The organism is Ewingella sp. AOP8-B2-18 (genome assembly GCF_052376015.1).
Classification (GTDB): domain Bacteria; phylum Pseudomonadota; class Gammaproteobacteria; order Enterobacterales; family Enterobacteriaceae; genus Ewingella; species Ewingella allii.
In genome coordinates this window covers 32,626-57,276 of record NZ_JBQSVB010000011.1, presented here as the reverse complement: position 1 = coordinate 57,276, position 24,651 = coordinate 32,626, and the positions used below count along the sequence as shown (strand labels likewise).

Genomic DNA, 24,651 nt, shown 5'->3' with positions numbered 1-24,651 from the left:
TGCTATCTTCCCAACCACGGCTGTGGGTTAACGGCCTGGCCCTGACGACGAATTTCAAAATACAGCGATGGCTGGCCCTGACCTCCGCTGGTACCCACCAGTGCAATGGCCTGACCGGATTTAACCTGATCACCCACGTTCACCAGCGCGCTTTGGTTGTAACCATAAAGGCTCATATCACCTTTACCGTGCTCGATAACCACCACCAGACCGTAGCCCTGCAGCCAGTCGGCCAGCAGAACGCGGCCATCGGCGACGGCTTTGACTTCGCTCCCTTCCCGAGCCGAAATCACGATGCCTTTCCAGCGTAGCTCACCCTGCAGCTGTTCGCCGAATCGGTGCAGAATAGCGCCGCGAACTGGCCAAATATCTTGCCCCGCTGGGCGACCCAGCCCTCCGGTACGCGACACCAGCGCCTGCTCGCCCTGCGTCGGTTTGTAGGTGGAGCCCTTCTTCTTGGCTTGCTGCTCTTTGGCGCGAATAGCCGCGGCCTCTTTGGCCTCTTTCTCTGCGCGAGCGCGGGCGGCGCGCTCGGCGGCGGCAATCTTGTCACGCAGGCGCGTTTCGTTGGCCTTCAGTTCGGACAGGCTCTGCTCGTCTTTTTGCAATGAGCTTTCCAGCGAACTTAGCGTCTGTTTACGCGCTGCGCGGGCCTGTTCGAGCTTTTGCTGCTGGCTCTGCTGCTCGCTCAGTAAGCTTTTCTGCTGGGTCTGTTTGGCTTCCAGCGAGACGCGCTGCGCGGCCAGCGTGGTGCGCGTTTGCTTAAGCTGCTCGATAGACTTCTGACGGGCTTGGTTGAAATAGCCGAAATAGGCCAAAATGCGTTCACTGCGCTCGCTCTCTTCGCCACTCAACAGCAGTTGTAACCCACTGTGCTGACCGACGCGGAAGGCGGCATCCAGCTGTTTCGCCAGAATTTCTTCCTGGCTTTTTTGCTGTTTTTGCAGTTTGTCTATCGAGGCATTTAAATTGGCGATGTCTTTATTGAGGGTGGCGAGGGTCGATTGGGTATCACGCAGCCCACGGCTGGCCGAGGCGATGATCTTTTCCTGCGCCTGAAGCTGATCCTGCAACGAGCTGCGCTGCTGTTTCTGCTGCTTAACGCTTTTCTCTTTTTCGGCGATGCTTTGCTGGAGAGTTTTGAGCTGGTCTTTATTGTCGTCAGCGTGAGCAACAAAAGCAGGAACGAGTAACGAGGCGCAAAGCAAAAATGCGGACGCCGGGCTGCCTGATGTCGTCTTATCATTAATAGAAAGACGGTTTTTCATTGCGCTGAAATTGATGAATTTGCTCAAACTTTTTCCTGCTTGCCGACCGTGGATGATAGACAATCTGGCTGTCCTTCAGGTTATCGTACCACTAATCAACAGCCTGATGCACAAACAAAAAAGGCGTACTAGCCGCGCTAATACGCCTTAAAACTGTAGTGCATAACCGACGTCCTTTAAATGGCCGCAATGCTTAAAATGCGGCCCGTTTAGACGTCGTTCAGGACTATTTAACGATAAATAGCGGCTTACCGCTCATTTCCGCTGGGGTTTTCATACCCATCAGCGACAGCATGGTTGGCGCGATATCGGAAAGCTTGCCGCCTTCGACCACCTGCGCGTCTGCGCCGATATAAATCAACGGCACCGGCAGATTGGTGTGCGCGGTGTGCGCCTGCCCTGTTGCCGGGTCGCGCATTTGTTCGGCATTACCGTGATCGGCCGTCACTAGTAGCTGGCCGCCCACCTGTTTCACCGCCTCGACCACTTTGCCAATGCACTCATCCAGCGTTTCCACTGCTTTTACCGCCGCTTCATACACGCCGCTGTGACCCACCATGTCGCCATTTGGATAGTTACAGATGATGGTGTCGTACTTGCCGCTGCCAATGGCGGTGAGCAGTTTGTCGGTCAGTTCCGCCGAGCTCATTTCCGGCTGCAAATCATAAGTTGCGACATTCGGCGACTTAATCAGAATGCGATCTTCACCGGCGAACGGGTCTTCCATGCCGCCGTTGAAGAAGAAGGTGACGTGAGCATATTTCTCCGTTTCGGAGATGCGTAGCTGGGTTTTGTTGTGGGCCATCAGCCACTCGCCCAAGGTGTTTTTCAGTGAAGCGGGTGGATAGGCGCACTCGGCATCGATATCGGCGGCGTATTCCGTCAGCATCACGAAATCGCCGAAGTTAATCACCTTTTCGCGGGTGAAGCCGTCAAAGTCGGGGCTGATAAATGCGCGGGTGATTTCACGCGCACGGTCGGCACGGAAGTTCATGAAAATCATCGCGTCGCCGTCTTCCAGCGCGGCATCGGCTTCGCCCGCGCGGCGCAGCACGGTGGCTTTGACGAACTCATCGTTTTCATCGCGAGCATAGGCGGCTTGCAGGGCTTCCACGGCGTTATCGGCGGTGAACGCGCCTTTGGCCTGCGTCATCAGATCATAAGCTTGCTGCACGCGGTCCCAGCGATTATCGCGGTCCATGGCGTAATAACGGCCAATAATGGAGGCGATACGGCCAGTGCCCAACTGCTGGAATTTTTCGCTAAAGCGCTGGAGTGAGCTTTCGGCGCTGCGTGGCGGGGTGTCGCGACCGTCGAGGAAAGCGTGCAGATAAATGGCTTTTGCGCCGCGACGATGGGCCAGTTCAATCATCGCCATGATGTGGTCTTCGTGGCTGTGAACCCCGCCCGCAGAGAGCAGGCCCATGATGTGCACGGCTTTACCCGCGGCTACGGCGCGGTCGACAGCCCCGGCCAGCACGGCATTTTCGAAGAAATCACCTTCTTTAATTTCTTTATCGAGGCGAGTCAGGTCTTGATAAACGATACGTCCCGCCCCCAGATTGACATGACCGACTTCGGAATTGCCCATTTGGCCGTCGGGCAAGCCAACGTCCAGACCTGAGGCGGCGATCAGCGTGTGCGGGTAAGTCTGCCACAGGCTATCCATCACCGGCGTTTTGGCATTCAGAACGGCGTTGTCTTGTGATTCCTCGCGGTGCCCGTAGCCGTCCAGAATCACCAGTACCATAGGTTTTTTGTTGCTCGACATGTCAAAAGCCTCATTAAAAGAGTAAATGTTGAATAGGCTCGCCGTGGCCCGCAGCACGGGTTTGGCGTGGCTATTCCCACTTTTTGCGAGAGGATTTTACGTCAGAGTGAAAACACAAATAGCCCTGAGAGATCAAAGTTGGGCAATGTATGGATTAACAAGTGGGATAAATGCGTGTTAATTTTCCGAGATATGCCGCAGTTTGTGGCATTAGGAGATGCATACTGGCTGTATTTGCCGCAGCGCGCAGGTATACTCTCAAGCCTTGAATTTTCCCCCAACTGACGGGAGTTGCTACACCCCATGCAAGATATTATGCCGTTCATTAGTGCGCATCCGGTTCTCAGCCTAGCGTGGGTTGCGTTGCTGATTGCAGTAATTGTGACCACCTTTAAGACGCGTTTTTCTAAAGTAAAAGAGATCTCCCGTGGTGAAGCGACCCGCCTGATCAACAAAGAAGACGCCGTTGTGGTTGACGTGCGCGCACGCGAAGAATTCCGGAAAGGCCATATCTCCATGTCTTTAAACGTGTTGAGCGCCGACATTAAGAGCAACAATTTGGGTGAGCTGGTGAAGCATAAAGCACAGCCAGTTATCGTGGTTTGCGCCAATGGCACCTCTTCCCGCGCTGCGGCAGAAGGCTTAGTGAGTGCTGGTTTTGAACAGGTTTATACCCTGAAAGACGGTATCTCTGGCTGGAGCAGCGAAAACCTGCCACTGGCTCGCGGTAAGTAATTGCTTCAAATTACTCAGTAATACATCTACGACACTTGAGGTGGCTACCATGGCTAAAATTGAAATCTATACCAAGGCAACCTGTCCTTATTGCCACCGTGCGAAAGCGTTACTTAACAGCAAGGGCGCGGCTTTTGAAGAAATCGCCATTGATGGCGATGCGGACAAACGTGAAAAGATGATCGCGCGTACTGGCGGTCCTTCTACCGTTCCTCAGATTTTTATCGACGGACAGCACATTGGTGGCTGCGACGATTTACATGCACTTGATGCCAAAGGTGGCCTTGATCCGTTGCTGTAAGCGACATCAGGCAGTTATGTAATTTAATCAAGTGTTTAAAGGACTATTAACTTAAGGGTACTACTTACATGTCAGAACAAAACAACACCGAGATGGCTTTCCAGATCCAGCGTATCTACACCAAGGATATCTCCTTCGAAGCGCCAAACGCGCCTCAGGTTTTCCAGCAAGACTGGCAGCCAGAAGTTAAACTTGATTTAGATACTGCTTCAAGCCAGCTGGCTGATGAAGTGTATGAAGTGGTACTGCGTGTGACCGTGACTTCTTCACTGGGCGACGACACTGCTTTCCTGTGTGAAGTGCAACAAGGTGGTATCTTCACCATCTCCGGCATTGATGGGAACCAACTGGCACATTGCCTGGGTGCTTACTGCCCGAACATTCTGTTCCCATATGCTCGTGAGTGCATTACCAGCCTGGTTTCTCGCGGTACCTTCCCGCAACTGAATCTGGCACCTGTGAACTTCGACGCGCTGTTCATGAACTACTTGCAACAGCAGGCTGAAGGCGAAGGTGCAGAACCACATCAGGATGCCTGATGAAAACCGTCAATGCTTCAATGACTGTGATCGGTGCCGGCTCATACGGCACCGCTTTAGCCATAACGCTCGCCAGAAATGGCCACAACGTGGTGCTGTGGGGCCATAACGCCGATAACATTCGCACGTTACAGGCTGCTCGCTGCAATCAGGCATTTCTGCCGGACGTTCCTTTCCCTGACAGCCTGGTGCTGGAAACTGACCTCGCCATTGCGCTGGCCGCTAGCCGCAACATTTTGGTGGTAGTGCCGAGCCACGTGTTTGGTGACGTGCTCCAGCAGATTAAACCTCATCTTCGCGCTGACTCTCGTATCGTCTGGGCCACTAAAGGCCTCGAGGCGGAAACGGGCCGTCTGCTGCAAGACGTTGCTCGCGAAATTCTAGGCGATGACATTCCGCTAGCCGTGGTTTCTGGCCCGACCTTTGCCAAAGAGCTGGCAGCCGGCATGCCTACCGCGATAGCGCTGGCCGCCACCGACGCAGAATTTGCTGAAGATCTGCAACAGCTTTTGCACTGCGGTAAGAGTTTCCGTGTCTACAGCAATCCCGATTTCGTCGGCGTGCAGCTTGGCGGCGCGGTGAAGAACGTGATTGCCATTGGTGCCGGGATGTCCGATGGCATCGGCTTTGGTGCCAATGCGCGCACCGCGCTTATCACCCGTGGCTTAGCAGAAATGAGCCGCCTTGGCTCAGCACTTGGTGCTGATCCGTCCACATTTATGGGCATGGCGGGGCTGGGTGATTTGGTGTTAACCTGCACAGACAATCAATCTCGTAATCGGCGTTTTGGCATTATGCTGGGCGAGGGGATGGATGTTCAGGGCGCGCAGGATAAGATTGGTCAGGTGGTCGAAGGCTACCGTAATACCAAAGAAGTCCGTGCGCTGGCACAGCGTTATAACGTTGAAATGCCAATCACTGAGCAAATCTATCAAGTACTGTATTGCCAGAAAGATGCCCGCGAAGCGGCAATCAGCTTGCTGGCTCGTGCCAGTAAAGACGAAAAAAGCAGCCACTGATTGTAAGCCGGGACAGAGCCACTCTATTGGTCACCCGATAGAGCGGCTTTTTATTATCTTATCGAAGCCGTAAGGAACAGTAATGTCGTTAGAAGAGCTGGAACTGGTCTGGAAAAACATTAAATCAGAGGCGAGAGCGCTGGCTGAGTGTGAACCTATGCTGGCGAGCTTTTTTCATGCGACGTTGCTCAAGCATGAAAACCTCGACGGGGCATTAAGCTACATTCTGGCTAACAAGCTGGGCAGCCCGATTATGCCAGCGATTGCCATTCGTGAAGTGGTGGAAGAGGCCTATCGCAATGACGCCCAGATGACGCTGTCCGCCGCGCGCGATATTCTCGCGGTGCATCAGCGCGATGCGGCCGTGGATAAATACTCTACGCCGCTGCTCTATCTGAAAGGTTTTCACGCGCTACAGGCTTACCGCATTGGTAACTGGCTGTGGAAGCAAGACCGCCAGGCGCTGGCCATCTATTTCCAAAATCAAATTTCCGTCACCTTTGGCGTGGATATCCACCCGGCAGCGCGAATTGGTTGCGGCATCATGCTCGACCACGCGACGGGTATCGTCATTGGTGAAACGGCCGTGGTCGAAAACGACGTCTCAATCTTGCAGTCAGTCACGCTGGGCGGGACAGGCAAGACCTGCGGCGATCGCCACCCAAAAATCCGCGAAGGCGTGATGATTGGCGCGGGTGCCAAGATCCTCGGCAACATTGAAGTTGGCGTAGGTGCCAAGATTGGCGCTGGCTCAGTGGTGCTGCAATCCGTTCCAGCACACACCACGGCGGCAGGGGTTCCTGCCCGCATCGTCGGTCGCCCAGAGAGCGAAAGGCCTTCGATGGACATGGATCAGCATTTCAACGGTATTACGCAAGGCTTTGAGTTCGGCGACGGGATCTAAGTCTGGCTATCAATGGCATGTGTTCACATGCCATTTCTGCTTTTACTTCTACTTAAAACACACTCAGCTTTTAATCAGCGCGCCGGGGTAGTCCATTTGGCGCCAGGCTTCGTATACCACCACTGACACCGCATTCGACAAGTTCATGCTGCGGCTCTCTGGCTGCATTGGAATACGGATTTTTTGATTTGCTGGTAGGTTGTCCAGAATCACCGGCGGTAGCCCGCGCGTCTCAGGCCCAAACAGCAAATAATCCCCGGCTTCATAGCTCACCGCGCTGTGCGCTGGCGTGCCTTTAGTCGTGAGGGCAAAAATTCGCTGCGGGTTCTCACTGCTGAGAAAGGCGTCATAGTTAGCATGATGCTTAATGTTGGCGAATTCGTGGTAGTCCAAACCGGCACGGCGCAGCTTTTTGTCATCCCAGCCGAATCCAAGAGGTTCGATGAGATGTAACTGGAAGCCGGTGTTGGCACACAGGCGGATAATGTTGCCCGTATTTGGCGGGATTTCTGGTTCAAAAAGTACGATGTTAAGCATGCGCCCCCCTGTGAGAGGGCGCAGAATAGCAGAATCTTAACGCTGATGCAGCGGTAGCCAGATGATTAGTCGCAAGCCGCCCAACGGGCTATCTTCGGCTTTCACCCAACCACGGTGCTGTTGTACTGCGGTGTCGACAATCGCCAAACCTAACCCCGTGCCGCCGGACTCCCGATCACGCGCCTCATCGGTACGGTAGAACGGACGGAAAATCTGCTCGCGGTCGGCTTCGCTGACACCCGGACCGTCATCATCCACCGTGATGGTGATGCCTTCACTGTCGCAGGCGAAGTTCAGCGCGATACGGGTATTGGAGTAGCGAAGCGCATTGCGAACGATATTCTCAAGGGCGCTATCCAGCGCCGCCGGATTACCAAACAGCTTCCACGGACCCGGAGGTACAGGGACTTCCAGCGTTTTGCCCATCTGCTCAGCTTCAAACTGGGCATTTTCAATCACGTCGGCCCATAGCTCATTGGCTTTTAGCGTCTCCCTCGCAAGTTCGTTCTTATGCTGACTGCGGGAAAGCACTAACAGGTCGTTGATCATGCTGTCGAGGCGCTGTGCTTCCGTCTCTATACGCTGCAACTCTTTGCCTTCACCGTGACGGCGGCGCATCAGTGCGGTCGCCAGCTGTAGGCGAGTCAGCGGGGTTCTCAGCTCGTGTGAGATATCCGAGATAAGCCGCTGTTGAGCTGTAACCATGCGTTCAAGCGCGCTGACCATCTGATTGAAGCTGGCCCCGGTCGCCAGAAACTCCTGCGGCCCCGCTTCCAGTTCTGGATGCTGCTTGAGATTGCCTCGCGCCACGTCGTCCGCCGCATTTTTCAACTTACGAGCAGGTTTTGCCAGACTCCACGACAGCCAGAGCAGCAGCGGAGAACTGATTAACATGGTGACAATCAGCAGCAGGAATGGGCGGTCAAACATCAGGTTGATGAAGTCCCACTGCGGGCTGCTGGCCGGGCGAATCAGGTAAAGTTGATAATTGTCTTCACCATCGCGAACGGAAAAAGGCCCGACCATTTCAAGACGGCCATACTTTTTCTTTTTCGGACGATCTGAGTTATCTGACTGCCCGATGAAGTTACGCACCACCTGCATTTCATTGCGCTGCGCACCAATGACACGGCCTTCGCTGGTCACCAGCAACAGGCGCTGGCCCGGCGGAGCCCACTTTTCGATAGCGCGGAACAGCCGACGCCACCACATCAGGTCATTCGCCGGGTCGCCTGCCAGCTCGGCTTCGACATGCTGTTCAATCATCAGGCCTTGCCGCTGTTCACTATCGAGCAGCGGTGTAAGTTGGCGTGAATCAAGCTTGGGCACCATTAAAACCAGCATCAAAACTAAGGCAACGGTAAACCAGAAAATCGCAAAAATGCGTGCCGTTAGGCTGTTGATCATGTAGCGGATACCATCAAATAGCCGCGTCCGCGCAGCGTTTTAAACCAAGGATGGCCATCCTGACGATCGGGAAGTTTGCGGCGAAGATTGGAGATATGCATGTCGATGGCACGGTCAAAAGGCGTCAGGCGTTTGCCCAGCACTTCTTGGCTCAAATGCTCACGCGACACCACCTGACCTAAATGCTTCGCCAGCAGATAGAGCAGGGTGAATTCAGTCCCGGTAAGGTCTAGCGCGACGCCGCCGAAGCTGGCTTCCTGACGACCCGGATTCAGTTGCAAGCCATCCACTTCCAGCGTCGGTGAGCCGTTAGATTCGCCGGTTTGTTGCTGTTCGCTCCAGTTGGAACGGCGCAGCATGGCGCGAATACGCGCGACCAGTTCGCGATCGTTGAAAGGTTTAGGTAAATAGTCATCAGCACCAAGCTCAAGACCCAGCACGCGATCCAGCTCGCTACCGCGCGCAGTCAGCATGATGACCGGCGTTTGGTGGCGTTGGCGAAGTTCTTTTAAGGTTTCAATGCCATTTTTCTTTGGCATCATCACGTCGAGCAAGAGCAAATCGATACTGTTATCCAGCTTTTCAAGCGCCTGCTCACCATCGTAAGCAACCACCACATTAAAGCCTTCCATTTCGAGCAATTCTTTTAAGAGTGAAGTCAGTTCACGGTCGTCATCAACCAACAAAATTTTATTCATTGTATTTACCTCTAAGACGCAAAATACGTCATCAATTGCCGCTATTCCATGACTTTACGTACTTTTACATGCACTGACGCATGTTTGCAGCGACCGGTTTAGACTGATTTCCAATGATTCGCGATAAGCGATAAAGATATAGGAGTTAATGATGTCCAAGGTAGCTGCATTAGTTACGGCCTCAATACTGACACTGAGTTCGGGTGTCGTTTTAGCGGATACCGCTAATGTGACGCCAGTGGCACCTTCAGCTCAAGATACCAACATGCTGGACAAGCCTCAGGAACGCAACACCATGTTTGATGGCGTTAATCTGACTGAGCAGCAGCGCCAGCAAATGCGTGACTTGATGCATCAGGCTCGTAAAGACTTACCCCATATTAATGTAGATCAGATGGAAACCATGCATCGTCTGGTCACCGCTGAGAATTTCGATCAAAAAGCTGTTCGGGCGCAGGCCGAAGTCATGGCTCAGGAGCAAGTGGATCGCCAGGTTGAAATGGCCCGCATTCGCAATCAGATGTTCAATCTTCTGACTCCCGAACAGAAAAACGTATTAAACCAGAAACATGAGCAGCGCATGCAACAGATGCAGCAGCAAATGGCTGGCTTACAACCTACTTCTGCCCAGAAGCCAAGTAGTATCAGTACCCAGTAATACCCCTGTTTTTCCTTGCCATAGACACCATCCCTGTCTTCCCCACCGAAAGGTGGGGTTTTTTTTGCGGTAAAGCCCACACATTGACGCATTAAATCTGGCGGGGGAACTCCGTTCTTTTTCTCACCTTAGATAAGACATATCTCGTATTATCAGTCAGATGTCGCTTAGAACAATGCTATTCTTAGGATAGTCGCTAATAAAGACGCTGTTTAAAGCCTGCGCGGGTTCTTTTGGCTTTCGCGATTGGCGTCTACATTTAAAGCTCCCTTGAAAGGCCATCAAAGCTCCGCTTTCTGCGAGGAAAATGCCGGAAATATGTTGTAAAAACAGGGTGAATCATTAAATTGCCAAGGGTCAACGCAGTAAGCGTATTCTTGCTGACTTGAATCAATTCAGCGATGGTGTTTTGTTATACTATAAACATCAAACGCCATTAGCCATTTAGTAGTAGTGCCAGCTAGTATCCGGGCCAATAGGCATGCTCAAGAATTCTTAAGAAATTGCATCTACAAGTTCAGAGGTGGTCATGATTAAAAAAATCGGTGTACTGACAAGTGGCGGCGATGCGCCAGGCATGAATGCCGCGATTCGCGGCGTTGTTCGTGCTGCTCTATCTGCAGGATTAGAAGTTTTCGGTATTGAAGATGGCTACTTTGGCTTGTACGAAAACCGCATGCGACCACTGGACCGCTACAGCGTGTCCGACATGATCAACCGTGGTGGTACTTTCTTAGGTTCTGCTCGCTTCCCGGAATTCCGCGATCCTGAAAACCGCAAGGTTGCTCTGCAAAACCTGAAAGACCGTGGTATCGATGGCTTAGTGGTTATCGGCGGCGACGGTTCTTACGCGGGTGCTGACCTGCTGACCAAAGAAGGCGGCATTCGCTGTATCGGTCTGCCAGGCACCATCGATAACGATGTAGCGGGTACTGACTACACCATCGGCTTCTTCACCGCGTTGGGTACTGTGGTTGAAGCGATCGACCGTCTGCGCGACACCTCTTCTTCTCACCAACGTATTTCCATCGTTGAAGTGATGGGTCGCCACTGTGGCGATTTGACTCTGGCTGCTGCGATTGCCGGTGGTTGCGAATTCATCGCCATCCCAGAAGTTGAATTCAAACGTGATGACCTGGTTGCTGAAATCAAAGCCGGTATCGCCAAAGGTAAAAAGCATGCCATCGTTGCTATCACAGAAAAACTGGATGATATCGACGAGCTGGCTAAATACATCGAGAAAGAAACCTGCCGTGAAACTCGCGGTACCGTTTTAGGCCACATTCAACGTGGTGGCGCACCAGTCGCTTACGACCGTATTCTGGCTTCTCGCATGGGTGCTTATGCTGTTGACCTGCTGCTGGAAGAAGACCGCGACTACACTCAGGGCGGTTTCTGCGTCGGTGTTGAAAACGAAAAAATGGTTCATGAATTAATTTCTATCTGTATCTCACCAGAAAATAAGAAAAGTAAATTCAAAGAAGACTGGTACGACACGGCTAAAAAATTATTCTAAAACAGATAATTACTTAGCGATAAAGCCTCCACGCGTGGGGGCTTTTTTTTGCCCGAAAAACAGTTATTCCTGAATGGAATAGAAAAATACTTTTTAGTCTTTAGTTGTTCGATTTTTCTCTGGCAGGCTCTAGGCATCTAATACGATAAATCCAATCCATTGAAAAAATTTCTGGGAGAGAGTGAGATGCGTAAATGGGGTGTAGGTCTGGCATTACTGCTGGTGGCGACGGGCGCAATTGCGAAAGATGTTCAGATTCTGAACGTGTCTTATGATCCAACGCGTGAATTCTACGAGCAATATAACAAGGCGTTCAGCAAATACTGGCAGGGTAAAACCGGCGACACCGTAACCGTGCGTCAATCTCACGGCGGCTCTGGCAAGCAGGCGACCTCCGTTATCAATGGTATCGAGGCTGACGTCGTCACCCTCGCGCTGGCTTATGACGTGGATGCCATTGCCGAACGCGGGCGTATCGACAAAAACTGGATCAAGCGCCTGCCGGACAACTCCGCGCCTTACACCTCCACCATCGTTTTCCTGGTGAAGAAGGGCAACCCAAAACAAATTCACGACTGGAATGATCTGATCAAACCGGGCGTGTCTATCATTACGCCAAACCCGAAAACCTCGGGCGGCGCGCGCTGGAACTATCTGGCGGCGTGGGGCTACGCCCTGCATCACAACAACAATGACAAAGCGAAAGCTCAGGAATTCTTGAAAGCCTTGTTTAAAAACGTTGAAGTGCTGGACTCCGGCGCACGTGGCGCAACCAACACCTTCGTTGAGCGCGGCATCGGCGACGTGCTGATTGCATGGGAAAACGAAGCCTTGCTGGCAACCAAGGACCTGGGCAACGACAAGTTTGAGATTGTGACGCCAAGCGAATCCATTTTGGCTGAGCCAACCGTCTCCGTGGTGGATAAAGTGGTCGACAAGCGCGGCACTCGCGAAGTGGCCGATGCTTACCTGAAGTATCTCTATTCCACTGAAGGTCAAACCATCGCTGCGGAAAACTACTACCGTCCGCGTGACCCAGCCGTTGAGAAGAAGTTTGCCGCTGAATTCCCTAAACTGAAGCTGTTCACTATCGATCAGGTGGCAGGTACTTGGGCCGAAGCGCAGAAAGACCACTTCTCGAGCGGTGGGATATTCGACCAAATCAGCAAACGCTAAATGCCCGTCATACTTGGCGCTGTCTCGGCGTTGGCTGCGGTCGCTTACCTGAATCACTGGCTCAAGCCAGCTCATCGGGATGCGCTCCCTTGCCGCCTTGCTACAGCGCCAATTATTTAGGGCATGAGATATCGCTGATAATAAAAAACCCGGCTCTGTGAAGAGGCCGGGTTTTTTTATGCTGACGCCGCAAGTGCGTCAGAAAAGTGGATTAGGCTTTTTTCGCTTCAGCAGCGGCTTTCACGATAACCGCGAAGGCATCAGCTTTCAGAGAAGCACCGCCAACCAGCGCGCCATCGATGTCTGGCTGAGTGAACAGTTCTGCCGCATTAGCTGCGTTTACAGAACCGCCGTACTGGATGATCACTTGTTTAGCGATTTCAGCGTCTTGTTTAGCAACGTGGTCACGGATGAATTTGTGAACCGCCTGAGCCTGAGCTGGAGTGGCAGATTTGCCGGTACCGATAGCCCAAACTGGCTCATAAGCGATAACCGCGCCTTCGAAGGCTTTAGCGCCCAGCGTGTTCAGCACGGCGTTCAGCTGTTTTGCACACACGGCTTCAGTTTGACCCGCTTCGTTTTCTGCTTCGGTTTCACCGATGCACAGCACTGGGATCAGGCCAGCGTCTTTCAGCACGCCGAATTTCTTAGCAATGAACTCGTCACTTTCTTTGTGATAAGTACGACGCTCAGAGTGACCGATGATGATGTATTTCGCACCGATGTCTTTCAGCATGTCGGCAGAAGTTTCGCCGGTGAATGCGCCAGACAGGTTGGTGTCAACGTTCTGTGCGCCAAGCGCAATGCGGCTGCCCGCCAGCGCGTGTTTCGCCTGTGACAGGTAAACTTCTGGTGGTGCGATAGCAACGCCACAACCTTCAACCGTGCTCAGCTCATTGCGCAGCGCAGCGATCAGTTCGTTAACCATGTGGGTGCTGCCGTTCAGTTTCCAGTTACCCATCACTAATGGATGTCGCATGTTTTTTCCTCCAAAAGGGGACGCGAGTGTCGATTAAAATTTCTGCCAAACAAGCAGATTACCTGCCCAATAGTATAGAGAGGATCACAACTAAAGGCTTTGCTTTTTGTCATTAATTGCCGTTATCCAAGGCTTATGAAAGCGCGAGTTTTACCGGCTCTACGGCGAAGGTCAGGCCCTTCTCGCCATTGTCTGAAATCACGTAACGAATCGCCCCGACCTGCTGCTGGTAGAACTGCTGGCCTTTGCCTTTGTCGATCAGCGATGCCACTTTCGCCACGCTTTGCTCCACTGTCAGGGTACCGTCAAACTCGCGCATTAGGTTCGCCATGTAGCTGATAGCCAGCGTGCGCGCGGCTTTGGCCTCCGGCCCTTGGATGGGCAGGTAGGTGATTTGCAGAGTTTTGATTTTCCCGGTGCCTTTCTCCAATGCCGTTGAAGCATAGAGATTCTCATTAATCTTGCTGGCAGCGCGGGTCAGCAGGTCATTGCCGGTTTTGTCGGTAATGGCGCGGAATTCGCTGATCTGCTGACTCGGGTTAGCAGCGTTATATTTTTCGCGAAAGCTCACCAGCGTCATTTCGAAAGTCGGGGCGCCCGCCAGTAGATAAGGCGCTTTCGGCATCTCCTCGACGGTCTGGTGCTCGGCGGGTGGTTCCGCATTGGCCTGATTCAGCCCTGAAATCAGCAGCAGCGCGGGAAGCGCGAGGCGAAGAATGAAGTTTGCAGTCATAAGCCTGTTCTGTTTTGAAGCGATACCCGATTAGAGCGGGGATCAGGGGGCAATGTCAAAAGGAGTGCGTAAACATTGTCGGCATCTGGCCGGGCTGGGTTACACTTTGCGGCAGTTTTCTGACCCGACTTTGATGGAATGCTTCCCCGATGACCCTGCAACACGCACTCTTTTCATTTAATGGCCGCATGGGCCGCCGTGAGTTTTGGATTTGGATGGTCAGCTGGCTGGTGCTGATGGTGGCGGTGTTCACCTTTGCCGACAGACAGTGGATCGAAATCCAATCCGCCGCTTTTGCCGTGGTGGTTTTGCTGTGGCCCACCGCCGCGGTGATGGTGAAACGCCTGCACGACCGCAATAAATCGGCCTGGTGGGCACTGCTGTTTATTCTGGCGTGGATGCTGGCGGCGGGCCATTGGGACATGATCCCGACCCTGTGGCAGTGGGTGGTCGGCAGGCTGCTTCCGGCGGTGATTTTCGTGATGCTGATTATCGATTGCGGCGCTTTTGTGGGAACGCCGGGCACAAATCGCTTTGGCCCGGAAGCAGAGAGCGTTAGGTTCAAATAGCCTGCGGCTCTAATCTTGATCTTACCAGTAATGCTCGCTGGTCATATGGCCCTGTTTGCGTTTCAAATGCTTACGCATTCCGCGGCTGTCTTTGAGAATTTGCTGGGTATCGCGCACCATCTGCGGGTTGCCGCACAGCATAATATGGCTGTCTTCGGCATCCATTTTCAGCCCCACGGCGGCTTCCAGCGAACCATCTTCAATCAGCGCCGGTACGCGACCCGTCAGCGATCCCGCCACTTCTTCACGGCTCACCACGGTCTGAATATGCAACTTGCCGTTATAGCGCTGCTGAAGCTGCTGCATCAGCGGCAGGTAGCTGAGGTCTTGCGAGAAGCGCGCGGCGTGCACCAGCACCATGTTCTTAAAGCGATCTAGGCCGATGCCTTCCTGCAAAATGGATAAGTACGGGCCAATGGCCGTGCCGGTCGCCAGCATCCACAGGGTGTCGCATTCTGGCACTTCATCAATGACGAAAAAGCCCGCAGCCTCTTTAGTGACCTGAATCTCGCTGCCAATCTGCATGTCGGTCAGCCGTGGGCTGAGCTTGCCTTCCGGGACAGTCACCAGATAGAACTCAAGATTGGGATTGCTTGGCGCATTAACGTAGGAATAGGCGCGCTGGACGCGTTCACCGTCGATTTCTAACGACAGCTTAGCGAACTGGCCCGCGGTGAATGCATCAATGGGCGCACTCACCTGAATACTGAACAGGGCATCTGTCCAGCGGTCGACTTTGGTGATGCTGCCTGTAACCCAATCAGCCATAAAAAAGTACTCCGTGTTAAGTCCATGGTGCAGCGCGTCGGCGCTTCATTTACCTCGCTGATTTTATTTCACATTCACCGAATCCATTATCGATTAAATGTTATCAACCTGTTTACGACGGGTAAGAGATGCTCGCGTGTCGTACCGTTATCTTTACGAAACTGGCACTAAAGCCCGCCACTGGCGTAAACAGAGTTTTCCGCCTGCCTCTCGCTTATTCCTACGGTTTTGTTAATTTATGCGCCGACTGCTTACCCCACCGAAACTGGCTCAATATGCTGGTATTCGGATGCCTTAATGGTTAATGAACTAGAAAATGAAAAAACTGGAAAATATTCACCTGCTGGTGATGTTGATTTTGCTGGTGGCCGTAGGGCAGATGGCGCAAACCATCTATGTGCCGAATATCGCGGATATGGCATCAAGCCTGGCCGTAAAACCGGGGGCGGTTCAGCGAGTGATGGCGGCCTATTTAATCGCTTACGGCTCGTCACAGCTCATCTACGGGCCGCTGTCGGATAAGATTGGGCGCAAGCCGGTGATCCTCACCGGGATGATGATTTTTCTGGTCGGCGCCGCCACCGCCATGATGGCGCAGAGCCTGACGATTTTAATTATTGGCAGCGCCGTGCAGGGTATGGGCACTGGCGTGGCGGGCGTGATGGCGCGTACCATGCCACGTGACTTATACAGCGGCGGCGCGCTCCGCCAAGCTAACAGCCTGTTGAATATGGGGATTTTGGTCAGTCCGCTGGTTGCGCCGATTATTGGCGGTGCGCTGGCGGCGTGGCTGGGCTGGCGCGCCAGTTTTGGCTTCCTGCTACTGCTGTGCGCCGGCGTGGCGTTTTCCATGTATCGCTGGCTGCCGGAAACACGCCCGGTCAACGATGAGCCGCGCGGCATGCTGAGCAGTCTTCACCTGCTGCTGGCGGACGGCAACTTCAGCCGCTATCTCGTCATGCTGGTGGGGGCTTTGGCGGGCGTAGCGGTGTTTGAAGCCAGCTGTGGCGTACTGATGGGCGGCGTGTTGAAGCTCAGCGCGATGACCGTCAGCCTGCTGTTTATTCTGCCTATTCCGGCGGCGTTCTTTGGCGCGTGGTATGCCGGGCGGGCGGAGAAGAGCTTCAACCAGCTGATGTGGCACTCGGTGATCAGCTGCCTGCTGGCGGGCGTGCTGATGTGGATCCCGGGCTGGCTGGGCGTGATGAACATCTGGACGCTGATTGTTCCTGCGTCGCTGTTCTTCTTCGGCGCGGGAATGCTGTTCCCGCTGGCGACGACCGGCGCGATGGAGCCTTTCCCCTATCTCGCTGGCGCGGCCGGGGCCTTGGTGGGCGGCATTCAGAATATCGGTTCCGGGCTGGTGGCGTGGATGTCAGCCATGCTGCCGCAAACCGGGCAGTTCAGCCTTGGCCTGCTGATGTTCGCCATGGCGCTGCTGATTCTGCTCTGCTGGTGGCCGATGGCCAATCGCCAGCAGGAGCAGGGGCATACCATCTAACTCAGTGCGCGAAACATAAAAAAAGCAGAGCCTTGGCTCTGCTTTTTGCTTTTATGGCCGAGTTAATACAGCCAATTAGATGATGAACTCGTGCAGAGCAGCATCTTTGCGGTCAAGGAAGTGGGTCGAGCGAATGCGGCGAATGGTGCGCGATTTGCCGCGGATCAGCAGGGTTTCGGTGGTCGCCATGTTGCCTTTGCGGCTAATGCCTTCCAGCAGGTCGCCCTTGGTGATGCCGGTTGCCGAGAAAATCACGTTGTCGTTGCGCGCCATGTCGTCGAGCTGCAACACCTTACCGGCCTCAATACCCATCGCCTTACAGCGCACCAGCTCTTCTTCGCCAATGCGGCGGTTTTCTGGGGTGTCGCCTTTCACATCGTGACGCGCCAGCAGGCGGCCCTGCATATCGCCGTCCAGCGCGCGGATCACCGCCGCCGAAATCACCCCTTCCGGCGCGCCGCCGATGCCATACAGCACATCAACTTCGCTCTCCGGCATACAGGTCAGAATGGTTGCGGCGACGTCGCCGTCGGGGAAGGCAAACACGCGCACGCCGGATTGCAGCATGGCGCGAATAGCCTCGTCGTGGCGCGGTTTGGCGAGGGTCGCCACGGTCAGTTCGCTCAGTGGTTTACCCAAGGCTTTGGCGATATTTTGCAGATTTTCGGCCAGCGTCAGGTCTAAATTAATCGCGCCTTTAGCGCCGGGGCCGACGGCGATTTTTTCCATGTACATGTCAGGGGCGTTGAGGAAGGAGCCTTTGTCGCCGACGGCCAGCACGGCCAGCGCGTTGGACTGGCCCATGGCGGTCATGCGCGTGCCTTCGATGGGGTCAACAGCGATATCCACCGCGTCGCCCTTGCCCGTGCCAACCTGCTCGCCGATGTAGAGCATCGGCGCTTCGTCAATTTCACCTTCGCCAATAACGATTTGCCCGTCGATGTCGACCTTATTCAGCATAATGCGCATTGCCTGCACGGCGGCGTTGTCGGCGAGATTTTTGTCGCCACGGCCGAGCCATTTGTAGCCAGCCAGCGCGGCGGCTTCGGTGACGCGGGAGAACTCGATAGCTAATTCACGTTTCATGGATAAACCCATTCGAAGAAAAATAAGGTGGGTGAGGCAAATGCTCATCGCTGGGGCGGATTTTAGCATAGGGGCAGGGTAGAAAAAGTGCATAAAAAAACTCCCCGTTAAGGGGAGTTTGCTTGGAGCTGATGATGGCGGGTTCCGCGAGAACCCGACCGGACGCGATCACTCGTCGTGATCTTCCCATGAACGCACGCGCGCCACGGCTTTCTGCCAGCCTTTGTAGCGGAAGTTACGCTCGGTGGTTTCAATGCTTGGGCGGAATTCACGTTCGATAGTGGCTTTGCTGCGCACTTCGTCCAGATCATTCCAGAAGCCCACTGCCAGACCCGCCAGGAATGCGGCACCCAGCGCGGTCACTTCCAGCACCGCCGGACGCTCAACGCGCGTGCCGAGGATGTCAGACTGGAATTGCATCAGGAAGTTGTTAGCCACCGCGCCGCCGTCCACGCGCAGAGCCTGCAGGCGTGCGCCCGAGTCAGCTTGCATGGCGTCCAGCACGTCGCGAGTCTGGTAAGCGATAGATTCCAGCGTGGCGCGAATGATGTGGTTGCTGTTGGCGCCACGGCTCAGGCCGAAGATAGCGCCACGGGCATACGGGTCCCAGTAAGGTGCGCCAAGGCCGGTGAAGGCCGGCACCACGTACACGCCGTTGGTGTCTTTAACTTTGCCCGCGAAGTACTCGGAGTCGGTGGCGTCGCTGATCAACTTCAGCTCGTCGCGCAGCCATTGAATGGACGCACCGCCGACGAATACCGCACCTTCCAGCGCATAGTTCACTTCGCCGCGAGGGCCGCAGGCGATGGTGGTCAGCAGGCCGTTTTTGGAGGTTACAGCTTCAGTACCGGTGTTCATCAGCAAGAAGCAGCCGGTGCCATAGGTATTTTTCGCCATGCCTTTCTGCACGCAAAGCTGGCCGTACAGGGCTGCCTGCTGGTCACCGGCGATCCCGGCGATTGGAATACGCGTACCGCCTTTACCACCAATGTTGGTCTGGCCGTAAACTTCAGAAGAAGGGCGAACTTCCGGCAGCATTTCGCGCGGAATATCCAGCACTTCCAGCATGCGCTCATCCCATTTCAGGTCATGGATGTTGAACAGCATGGTACGTGAGGCGTTAGTGTAATCAGTAACGTGAACGCGTCCCTGAGTCATTTTCCACACCAGCCAGGTGTCGACGGTACCGAACAGGAGTTCGCCACGCTTAGCGCGTTCGCGAGAGCCTTCGACGTGGTCCAGGATCCACTTCACCTTGGTACCTGAGAAGTAAGGGTCAACCACCAAGCCCGTATTTTCGCGGATGTACTCTTCCATTCCGTCTTTTTTCAGCTTCTCACAGATGTCAGCTGTACGACGGCACTGCCAAACGATGGCGTTATAAATCGGCTTACCGGTCTCTTTCTCCCACACGATGGTGGTTTCACGCTGGTTGGTGATACCAATCCCGGCGATTTGGTCAGAGTTGATATCCGCTTTCGCCAGCACTTCAACTAGTACTGAACTTTGCGAAGACCAGATTTCCATTGGGTCGTGTTCGACCCAGCCGGATTTCGGATAAATTTGGGTAAATTCGCGCTGGGAAACGCTGACGATATTGGCGTCATGGTCAAGCACGACCGCGCGGGAGCTGGTGGTGCCTTGATCGAGCGCGACGATGTATTTTTTTTCGTGAGTCGTATCTGCTGACATAATAATATTCCTACGAATTAGAGAGCTGTGAACAATATAGCCAATTACGCTTTACGCTGTTTTGATGCCTGCTGGGCCGCTTTCTCTTCCGCTTCCTCATTGATTTCGTAAGGCAGGTGGCGACCAACCAGCGTCTTATAACCTACAGCACCCAGAGATGCGCCAATCAGCGGGCCAAAAATCGGTACTAAGAAGTAAGGGATGTCACGCGCGCCGGTGAAGGCCACTTTGCCCCAGCCTGCGAAGTAGGCGAACAGCTTAGGACCGAAGTCACGAGCAGGGTTCAGGGCGAAGCCGGTCAATGGGCCCATTGAAGCACCGATAACGGCGATCAGGATACCGATTAACAGCGGAGCCAGCGGGCCACGTGGAATGCCGTTGCCGTCGTCGGTCAGGCCTAAAATCAGTGCCATCAGTACGGCGGTGATCACCACTTCAACCAAGAATGCCTGCAACACGCTGATGTGTGGGTTCGGGTAGGTAGAGAAGATGCCTGCCAGATCCAAACTTTCGACGCTGCCGCGCACCATATTGTGGCTTTGTTCGAAATCGAAGAACAGGTTGTAGTACAGACCGTAAACCAGGGCGGCGGCGCAGAAGGCACCCGCAACCTGCGCGATGATGTAAGGCAGAACTTTGCGTCCTTCAAAGTTCGCAAACAGGCAAAGCGCGACAGTGACTGCTGGATTAAGGTGAGCGCCAGAAACCGCTGCGGTCAGGTAGATGGCCATCGCCACACCAAAACCCCAGACGATACTAATTTCCCACTGACCAAAGGCTGCGCCGGCAAGCTTCAATGCAGCAACACACCCTGCACCAAAGAAAATGATAAGCCCGGTACCCAGAAACTCAGCGATGCACTGACCTTTTAATGTGGAACTCATGGTTTGGCTCATAGTCGGATCCTATAAAGGATAATGTTAAGGGTTAGTTATAATTTTTCTTACTAGACGTACGTGAACGTAATCGGAATAAGACATTCATCAGTAAATGAGAATGTAATGTGAATTTATCGTTAACGAGCATAAACGAGAAATAGCGAAATCAAATTTTGTGTGTTGTGTCATAAAAATGAGCGATTTCGAATGCCAGACTGGTTAGACCAACCGCAAAAAGCGGTTTTTGGCGCTCGTTTGACCCGCGTTTATCCCTATTTCTTTCCTGATTGCGTCCCTAACGCGCACAAGGTCATTCGGATGCCTTCCGCCCGTCAAACCCCTTGTTAGACTGACTTTAGGCGAAATTGCTGGCGTGATCCTTCGACTCGTCTCGCTTTTTAAGCATTTGCTGATAGTTTTGTCGTTAAAATTGCAACAGACTGCGTGTAGGGCAGGGTTGTTGCTAGACAGGGCAGTACTGGCTACATACAATCGTATTTCAAGACATCCGCAGATTTGACGGCGTTTCCATCCCGAAATATCAATAAAATCTGCGTGGTGCGAGAATTCAGAGTCGTGTCCGGACGATGCGACAGAACTTACCAGATGTACGCCTTGCGAACATGAAGAGGACCGAAGAATGTCATTTGAAGTATTTGAGAAATTAGAAGCGAAAGTTCAGCAAGCGATTGATACCATTACTTTATTGCAAATGGAAATCGAAGAACTGAAAGAACAGAACAACAACCTGTCTCAGGAAGTTCAGCAAGCCAGCGGCAACCATGAGTCACTGGTGCGTGAAAACGCGCAGCTGAAAGAAGAACAACACGTGTGGCAAGATCGTCTGCGCGCACTGTTAGGGAAAATGGAAGAAGTCTGATCCAGCCTTCTTTGCATAACTTGCTCCCATAAAAAAAGCCCGCGCTGCGGGCTTTTTTATTGCAGAAGCATCTGCGTTTAGGGAATCACTCGAGGTCGAGTGCATCCTCTGACAGGATGATGCCGGTGTTATCAGCATACAAATGGTCACCGGTGAAGAAGGTGACACCGCCGAAGTTGACGCGGATATCACTCTCACCAATGCCTTCGCTTGCTGCGCCAGCAGGGATTGCGGCCATCGCCTGAATGCCGATGTCCAGGTCCTGCAAGTCATCCACCTGACGCACCGCGCCGTAAATCAGGATGCCTTCCCACTGGTTTTCCAGTGCCAGCGTCGCGAGGTCAGCATCGAGCAGAGCACGGCGAACCGAGCCACCGCCATCAACCACTAACACGCGGCCTAAACCGTTTTGCTCCAACAGATCATAAAGCAAGCCATTGTCTTCAAAGCACTTCACCGTGGTGATCTGCCCGCCAAATGAAGTACGTCCGCCAAAGTTGGAGAACAAGGGTTCAACGACATTCACTTCTTCGTGATAGATGTCGCATAGTTCGGAAGTATCGTATTTCATAGGATTTCATCTGGTTGCTGCATGAATGTGCAGTATATCCCTTTCTGAAGGCTGTTGGCAAAAGCATCAATTGTTAAATTTCGCTTTCAGCCAGACTTAGCTTGGATTGCTAATTGAGTAACAGGCCGACGGCAAACAACACGTTAGTCAATAAAGCGACCTTCACCATGTTCTCCAACAGGGGACGGATACCCTCAGCAGTGGGTTCGCGCATCACCGTGAGGACGTGTTTAGCCAGCAGCGGCAGCGCCAGGATAAAGAGCCAACCGAAGCCGTTGTGCAAGTGCAGTAGGGCAAACAACGCCAGACAGAGCACGGCACCGCTAATGATGAATGCGTGATAGCGACGGGCATTTTTTGGCCCAAGGCGCACCGCCAGCGTGTTTTTGCCGTTGGCGCTGTCAGTTTCGATATCGCGCAAATTATTGATATTCAGGACGGCGGTAGCTAATAAGCCGGTGGCCGTGGCGGGCAGCATAACAACCCAATCAAAATACCCTGCCTGCAAGTAGAAGGTGCCCGCGACGCTTATCCAGCCGAAGAACACTAAGACGGAAATGTCGCCGAGGCCCATGTAGCCGTAAGGGCGCGTGCCGACGGTATAGGTGATAGCCGCGCCAATCGACAGCAAACCGAGGATCAGGAAGCCGACCACGTCGCTGGGTTTCTGGCAGGCGACGGCAATTAGCGCGATACCCGAAATCACGGCTAGCGCCACGGTCAGGATGATGGCGCGCTTCATCTGGCTGGCGTTGATTAACCCTTTTTGCATGCCGCGCAATGGCCCGATGCGATCCGGCGTATCACTGCCTTTTTCAGCATCGCCATAGTCATTGGCTAGATTGGACAGAATTTGCAGCAGCCCGGCGGTGAGCAGCGCGAGGAGCGCCGTTAACGGGTGAAACACGCCTTGCAGGCTGGCGACAGCGGAACCCATCACGATGGAGGCGAAGGCCAGAGGCAGCGTTCGCAGGCGGAGACTTTCAAGCCAGGCTTTGGTCGGCGATGTCGTATTGCAGGGGGTTATCATGCTCATATTTTTTTTCGCTCAATAAACTGATGTTTCGCCCAGAAATAAAAAGGGAGGCATAACGCCTCCCAATGGATAACTTTCGAAACGTATGAGCGAATTATAAGATGAAACGGCTCAGATCTTCATCAGCAACCAGCTGATCAAGATGGCTACGAACATAATCTGCATCAATGTTTATGGAGATTCCGTTACTTTCGCTCGCGTCGTAAGAGATATCTTCCATCAAACGCTCCAACACGGTATGCAGACGACGCGCACCGATGTTCTCGGTGGTTTCGTTAACTTGCCATGCCGCTTCGGCGATACGACGGATACCGTCAGCAGTAAAATCAACGGTCACGCCTTCGGTTGCCATCAACGCTTTATACTGATGAGTCAGTGACGCGCTTGGTTCAGTCAGGATACGTTCGAAGTCTTCCGTCGACAGGGCTTGCAGCTCGACGCGGATCGGCAGACGACCCTGCAATTCAGGGATCAGGTCTGACGGGCTGGCAGTCTGGAAAGCGCCGGAAGCGATAAACAGAATATGGTCAGTTTTCACCATGCCGTGCTTGGTCGAAATGGTGCAGCCTTCAACCAGTGGCAGCAGGTCACGCTGCACGCCTTCGCGGGAAACGTCAGGGCCGGAGCTTTGACCGCCGCGTTTACAGATTTTGTCGATTTCGTCGATGAACACGATGCCGTGCTGCTCAACGGCTTCGATAGCCTGCTCTTTCAACTCTTCCGGGTTAACCAGCTTGGCGGCTTCTTCTTCGATCAACAGCTTGTACGCTTCTTTGATCTTCATTTTGCGCGGTTTCTGCTTCTGCCCGGCCATGTTTTGGAACATAGACTGCAGCTGGCTGGTCATCTCTTCCATGCCCGGAGGGGACATGATTTCGACGCCCATTGGCGCGGCGGCGACATTGATTTCGATCTCTTTGTCGTCGAGTTGGCCTTCACGCAGCTTTTTGCGGAAAGACTGGCGTGCCGCAGAAGGTTCCTGCGTTTCGTCGGCCTGGCCCCAGTTGTTTTTCGCCGGTGGAATAAGCACGTCGAGAATGCGCTCTTCGGCCAGTTCTTCGGCGCGATAGCGGTTTTTCTCGATGGACTGCATTCGCACCATCTTCACCGCAGAGTCGGTTAAGTCGCGAATAATAGAGTCGACTTCTTTACCCACGTAGCCCACTTCGGTGAACTTGGTGGCTTCGACTTTGATGAACGGCGCGTTAGCGAGCTTCGCCAGACGACGAGCGATTTCGGTTTTACCGACACCGGTCGGGCCGATCATCAGAATGTTTTTTGGAGTGACTTCGTGACGCAGCGTCTCTTCAAGCTGCATACGGCGCCAGCGGTTACGCAGTGCAATGGCGACGGCGCGCTTTGCTTTGTCCTGCCCAATGATGTAGCTGTCGAGTTCGCTGACTATCTCGCGCGGGGTCATTTCAGACAT

The 24,651-nt window shown here is 53.6% G+C and carries 25 protein-coding genes; 11 read left to right on the top strand and 14 right to left on the bottom strand.

The features are described 5' to 3' along the window. Window positions 1-2: 2 nt before the first annotated feature. Together envC and gpmM are read right to left on the bottom strand one after the other, a co-directional pair. Window positions 3-1,268 carry a murein hydrolase activator EnvC gene (gene envC, locus ACT3RR_RS18830; RefSeq protein WP_485903861.1) on the bottom strand — a complete coding sequence of 422 codons (1,266 nt, stop codon included), beginning with the start codon at window positions 1,266-1,268 and terminating at the stop codon, window positions 3-5. Between the two features lie 226 nt (window positions 1,269-1,494). Then, complete coding sequence (gene gpmM / locus ACT3RR_RS18825; RefSeq protein WP_353503838.1) at window positions 1,495-3,039, bottom strand: 2,3-bisphosphoglycerate-independent phosphoglycerate mutase; 1,545 nt, start codon at window positions 3,037-3,039, stop codon at window positions 1,495-1,497. A gap of 303 nt (window positions 3,040-3,342) precedes the next feature. Here gpmM and ACT3RR_RS18820 point away from each other — a divergent pair, with 303 nt between their 5' ends. The 5 genes from ACT3RR_RS18820 (at window position 3,343) to cysE (ending at window position 6,537) form a co-directional block, all read left to right on the top strand. Further along, a complete protein-coding gene (locus ACT3RR_RS18820; protein WP_496200910.1) occupies window positions 3,343-3,774 on the top strand; it encodes a rhodanese-like domain-containing protein in 432 nt (143 codons plus the stop codon). 49 nt (window positions 3,775-3,823) lie between these two features. After that, window positions 3,824-4,075: a glutaredoxin 3 gene (gene grxC / locus ACT3RR_RS18815; protein ID WP_034794565.1), complete on the top strand. Its 252-nt coding sequence runs from the start codon at window positions 3,824-3,826 to the stop codon at window positions 4,073-4,075. A gap of 68 nt (window positions 4,076-4,143) precedes the next feature. Next, the gene (gene secB / locus ACT3RR_RS18810; protein WP_034794567.1) at window positions 4,144-4,614 is read left to right on the top strand and encodes a protein-export chaperone SecB; all 471 of its coding nucleotides are present in this window, start codon (window positions 4,144-4,146) and stop codon (window positions 4,612-4,614) included. Next, window positions 4,614-5,633: an NAD(P)H-dependent glycerol-3-phosphate dehydrogenase gene (gpsA, locus tag ACT3RR_RS18805; protein WP_353503840.1), complete on the top strand. Its 1,020-nt coding sequence runs from the start codon at window positions 4,614-4,616 to the stop codon at window positions 5,631-5,633. Before secB ends, gpsA begins: the two co-directional genes overlap by 1 nt. An 82-nt stretch (window positions 5,634-5,715) precedes the next feature. After that, entirely contained in the window at window positions 5,716-6,537 is an 822-nt protein-coding gene (cysE, locus tag ACT3RR_RS18800) for a serine O-acetyltransferase (protein ID WP_034794571.1), read from the top strand. A 63-nt stretch (window positions 6,538-6,600) separates the two neighbouring features. Here the strand turns inward: cysE and trmL are convergent, their stop codons facing one another. The 3 genes from trmL to cpxR are packed head-to-tail and all read right to left on the bottom strand — an operon-like array spanning window position 6,601 to window position 9,179. Further along, window positions 6,601-7,074: a tRNA (uridine(34)/cytosine(34)/5-carboxymethylaminomethyluridine(34)-2'-O)-methyltransferase TrmL gene (trmL, locus tag ACT3RR_RS18795; protein ID WP_353503841.1), complete on the bottom strand. Its 474-nt coding sequence runs from the start codon at window positions 7,072-7,074 to the stop codon at window positions 6,601-6,603. 36 nt (window positions 7,075-7,110) lie between these two features. Then, window positions 7,111-8,481, bottom strand: a complete 1,371-nt coding sequence (cpxA, locus tag ACT3RR_RS18790) for an envelope stress sensor histidine kinase CpxA (protein WP_353503842.1) — start codon at window positions 8,479-8,481, stop codon at window positions 7,111-7,113. Next, a complete protein-coding gene (gene cpxR, locus ACT3RR_RS18785; RefSeq protein ID WP_034794579.1) occupies window positions 8,478-9,179 on the bottom strand; it encodes an envelope stress response regulator transcription factor CpxR in 702 nt (233 codons plus the stop codon). The genes cpxA and cpxR overlap by 4 nt, the downstream gene beginning before the upstream one ends. Before the next feature lie 151 nt (window positions 9,180-9,330). On the opposite strand from cpxR, the gene cpxP reads away from it, so the two are divergent. The 3 genes from cpxP (at window position 9,331) to ACT3RR_RS18770 (ending at window position 12,529) form a co-directional block, all read left to right on the top strand. Further along, complete coding sequence (gene cpxP, locus ACT3RR_RS18780) at window positions 9,331-9,837, top strand: cell-envelope stress modulator CpxP (RefSeq protein ID WP_353504052.1); 507 nt, start codon at window positions 9,331-9,333, stop codon at window positions 9,835-9,837. Window positions 9,838-10,366: 529 nt separating this feature from the next. Continuing rightward, a complete protein-coding gene (gene pfkA, locus ACT3RR_RS18775; protein ID WP_353503843.1) occupies window positions 10,367-11,353 on the top strand; it encodes a 6-phosphofructokinase in 987 nt (328 codons plus the stop codon). A 186-nt stretch (window positions 11,354-11,539) separates the two neighbouring features. Further along, the gene (locus tag ACT3RR_RS18770; RefSeq protein ID WP_396132731.1) at window positions 11,540-12,529 is read left to right on the top strand and encodes a sulfate ABC transporter substrate-binding protein; all 990 of its coding nucleotides are present in this window, start codon (window positions 11,540-11,542) and stop codon (window positions 12,527-12,529) included. 211 nt (window positions 12,530-12,740) lie between these two features. Here the strand turns inward: ACT3RR_RS18770 and tpiA are convergent, their stop codons facing one another. Both tpiA and ACT3RR_RS18760 read right to left on the bottom strand, forming a co-directional pair. Continuing rightward, window positions 12,741-13,508 (bottom strand): triose-phosphate isomerase, encoded by a 768-nt coding sequence (gene tpiA / locus ACT3RR_RS18765; protein WP_034794587.1) that lies wholly within the window; start codon window positions 13,506-13,508, stop codon window positions 12,741-12,743. A 133-nt stretch (window positions 13,509-13,641) separates the two neighbouring features. Next, window positions 13,642-14,241 carry a DUF1454 family protein gene (locus ACT3RR_RS18760; RefSeq protein ID WP_353503845.1) on the bottom strand — a complete coding sequence of 200 codons (600 nt, stop codon included), beginning with the start codon at window positions 14,239-14,241 and terminating at the stop codon, window positions 13,642-13,644. A gap of 149 nt (window positions 14,242-14,390) precedes the next feature. Between ACT3RR_RS18760 and ACT3RR_RS18755 the strand changes: the two genes are divergently transcribed. Continuing rightward, entirely contained in the window at window positions 14,391-14,810 is a 420-nt protein-coding gene (locus ACT3RR_RS18755; RefSeq protein ID WP_353503846.1) for a DUF805 domain-containing protein, read from the top strand. Window positions 14,811-14,831: 21 nt separating this feature from the next. Here the strand turns inward: ACT3RR_RS18755 and fpr are convergent, their stop codons facing one another. Beyond that, the gene (gene fpr, locus ACT3RR_RS18750) at window positions 14,832-15,578 is read right to left on the bottom strand and encodes a ferredoxin--NADP(+) reductase (RefSeq protein WP_496200909.1); all 747 of its coding nucleotides are present in this window, start codon (window positions 15,576-15,578) and stop codon (window positions 14,832-14,834) included. A 316-nt stretch (window positions 15,579-15,894) separates the two neighbouring features. Here fpr and emrD point away from each other — a divergent pair, with 316 nt between their 5' ends. After that, window positions 15,895-17,079, top strand: coding sequence for a multidrug efflux MFS transporter EmrD (gene emrD / locus ACT3RR_RS18745; protein ID WP_353503848.1), 1,185 nt, complete (start codon window positions 15,895-15,897; stop codon window positions 17,077-17,079). Between the two features lie 75 nt (window positions 17,080-17,154). Here emrD and glpX read toward each other — a convergent pair whose 3' ends face one another. From glpX to ACT3RR_RS18730, 3 genes are all read right to left on the bottom strand, one after another. Beyond that, complete coding sequence (glpX, locus tag ACT3RR_RS18740) at window positions 17,155-18,165, bottom strand: class II fructose-bisphosphatase (protein WP_353503849.1); 1,011 nt, start codon at window positions 18,163-18,165, stop codon at window positions 17,155-17,157. Window positions 18,166-18,333: 168 nt separating this feature from the next. Then, window positions 18,334-19,857, bottom strand: a complete 1,524-nt coding sequence (gene glpK / locus ACT3RR_RS18735) for a glycerol kinase GlpK (RefSeq protein ID WP_034794600.1) — start codon at window positions 19,855-19,857, stop codon at window positions 18,334-18,336. A gap of 44 nt (window positions 19,858-19,901) precedes the next feature. Further along, window positions 19,902-20,753 (bottom strand): MIP/aquaporin family protein, encoded by an 852-nt coding sequence (locus tag ACT3RR_RS18730; RefSeq protein WP_034794603.1) that lies wholly within the window; start codon window positions 20,751-20,753, stop codon window positions 19,902-19,904. 622 nt (window positions 20,754-21,375) lie between these two features. Between ACT3RR_RS18730 and zapB the strand changes: the two genes are divergently transcribed. After that, complete coding sequence (zapB, locus tag ACT3RR_RS18725; RefSeq protein ID WP_100935183.1) at window positions 21,376-21,615, top strand: cell division protein ZapB; 240 nt, start codon at window positions 21,376-21,378, stop codon at window positions 21,613-21,615. 85 nt (window positions 21,616-21,700) lie between these two features. On the opposite strand, the gene rraA is transcribed toward zapB, so the two are convergent. The 3 genes from rraA to hslU form a co-directional block, all read right to left on the bottom strand. Continuing rightward, window positions 21,701-22,186 (bottom strand): ribonuclease E activity regulator RraA, encoded by a 486-nt coding sequence (gene rraA, locus ACT3RR_RS18720; RefSeq protein ID WP_034794610.1) that lies wholly within the window; start codon window positions 22,184-22,186, stop codon window positions 21,701-21,703. A gap of 109 nt (window positions 22,187-22,295) precedes the next feature. Next, window positions 22,296-23,222 carry a 1,4-dihydroxy-2-naphthoate polyprenyltransferase gene (locus ACT3RR_RS18715; protein WP_485903793.1) on the bottom strand — a complete coding sequence of 309 codons (927 nt, stop codon included), beginning with the start codon at window positions 23,220-23,222 and terminating at the stop codon, window positions 22,296-22,298. Between the two features lie 94 nt (window positions 23,223-23,316). After that, a complete protein-coding gene (gene hslU / locus ACT3RR_RS18710; protein ID WP_353503851.1) occupies window positions 23,317-24,651 on the bottom strand; it encodes an ATP-dependent protease ATPase subunit HslU in 1,335 nt (444 codons plus the stop codon).

Bases quoted from the DNA above. Each gene is read 5' to 3' on its own strand.
- envC (WP_485903861.1), bottom strand. From the start codon at position 1,268: ATGAAAAACCGTCTTTCTATTAATGATAAGACGACATCAGGCAGCCCG.
- gpmM (WP_353503838.1), bottom strand. From the start codon at position 3,039: ATGTCGAGCAACAAAAAACCTATGGTACTGGTGATTCTGGACGGCTAC.
- ACT3RR_RS18820 (WP_496200910.1), top strand. From the start codon at position 3,343: ATGCAAGATATTATGCCGTTCATTAGTGCGCATCCGGTTCTCAGCCTA.
- grxC (WP_034794565.1), top strand. From the start codon at position 3,824: ATGGCTAAAATTGAAATCTATACCAAGGCAACCTGTCCTTATTGCCAC.
- secB (WP_034794567.1), top strand. From the start codon at position 4,144: ATGTCAGAACAAAACAACACCGAGATGGCTTTCCAGATCCAGCGTATC.
- gpsA (WP_353503840.1), top strand. From the start codon at position 4,614: ATGAAAACCGTCAATGCTTCAATGACTGTGATCGGTGCCGGCTCATAC.
- cysE (WP_034794571.1), top strand. From the start codon at position 5,716: ATGTCGTTAGAAGAGCTGGAACTGGTCTGGAAAAACATTAAATCAGAG.
- trmL (WP_353503841.1), bottom strand. From the start codon at position 7,074: ATGCTTAACATCGTACTTTTTGAACCAGAAATCCCGCCAAATACGGGC.
- cpxA (WP_353503842.1), bottom strand. From the start codon at position 8,481: ATGATCAACAGCCTAACGGCACGCATTTTTGCGATTTTCTGGTTTACC.
- cpxR (WP_034794579.1), bottom strand. From the start codon at position 9,179: ATGAATAAAATTTTGTTGGTTGATGACGACCGTGAACTGACTTCACTC.
- cpxP (WP_353504052.1), top strand. From the start codon at position 9,331: ATGTCCAAGGTAGCTGCATTAGTTACGGCCTCAATACTGACACTGAGT.
- pfkA (WP_353503843.1), top strand. From the start codon at position 10,367: ATGATTAAAAAAATCGGTGTACTGACAAGTGGCGGCGATGCGCCAGGC.
- ACT3RR_RS18770 (WP_396132731.1), top strand. From the start codon at position 11,540: ATGCGTAAATGGGGTGTAGGTCTGGCATTACTGCTGGTGGCGACGGGC.
- tpiA (WP_034794587.1), bottom strand. From the start codon at position 13,508: ATGCGACATCCATTAGTGATGGGTAACTGGAAACTGAACGGCAGCACC.
- ACT3RR_RS18760 (WP_353503845.1), bottom strand. From the start codon at position 14,241: ATGACTGCAAACTTCATTCTTCGCCTCGCGCTTCCCGCGCTGCTGCTG.
- ACT3RR_RS18755 (WP_353503846.1), top strand. From the start codon at position 14,391: ATGACCCTGCAACACGCACTCTTTTCATTTAATGGCCGCATGGGCCGC.
- fpr (WP_496200909.1), bottom strand. From the start codon at position 15,578: ATGGCTGATTGGGTTACAGGCAGCATCACCAAAGTCGACCGCTGGACA.
- emrD (WP_353503848.1), top strand. From the start codon at position 15,895: ATGAAAAAACTGGAAAATATTCACCTGCTGGTGATGTTGATTTTGCTG.
- glpX (WP_353503849.1), bottom strand. From the start codon at position 18,165: ATGAAACGTGAATTAGCTATCGAGTTCTCCCGCGTCACCGAAGCCGCC.
- glpK (WP_034794600.1), bottom strand. From the start codon at position 19,857: ATGTCAGCAGATACGACTCACGAAAAAAAATACATCGTCGCGCTCGAT.
- ACT3RR_RS18730 (WP_034794603.1), bottom strand. From the start codon at position 20,753: ATGAGCCAAACCATGAGTTCCACATTAAAAGGTCAGTGCATCGCTGAG.
- zapB (WP_100935183.1), top strand. From the start codon at position 21,376: ATGTCATTTGAAGTATTTGAGAAATTAGAAGCGAAAGTTCAGCAAGCG.
- rraA (WP_034794610.1), bottom strand. From the start codon at position 22,186: ATGAAATACGATACTTCCGAACTATGCGACATCTATCACGAAGAAGTG.
- ACT3RR_RS18715 (WP_485903793.1), bottom strand. From the start codon at position 23,222: ATGAGCATGATAACCCCCTGCAATACGACATCGCCGACCAAAGCCTGG.
- hslU (WP_353503851.1), bottom strand. From the start codon at position 24,651: ATGTCTGAAATGACCCCGCGCGAGATAGTCAGCGAACTCGACAGCTAC.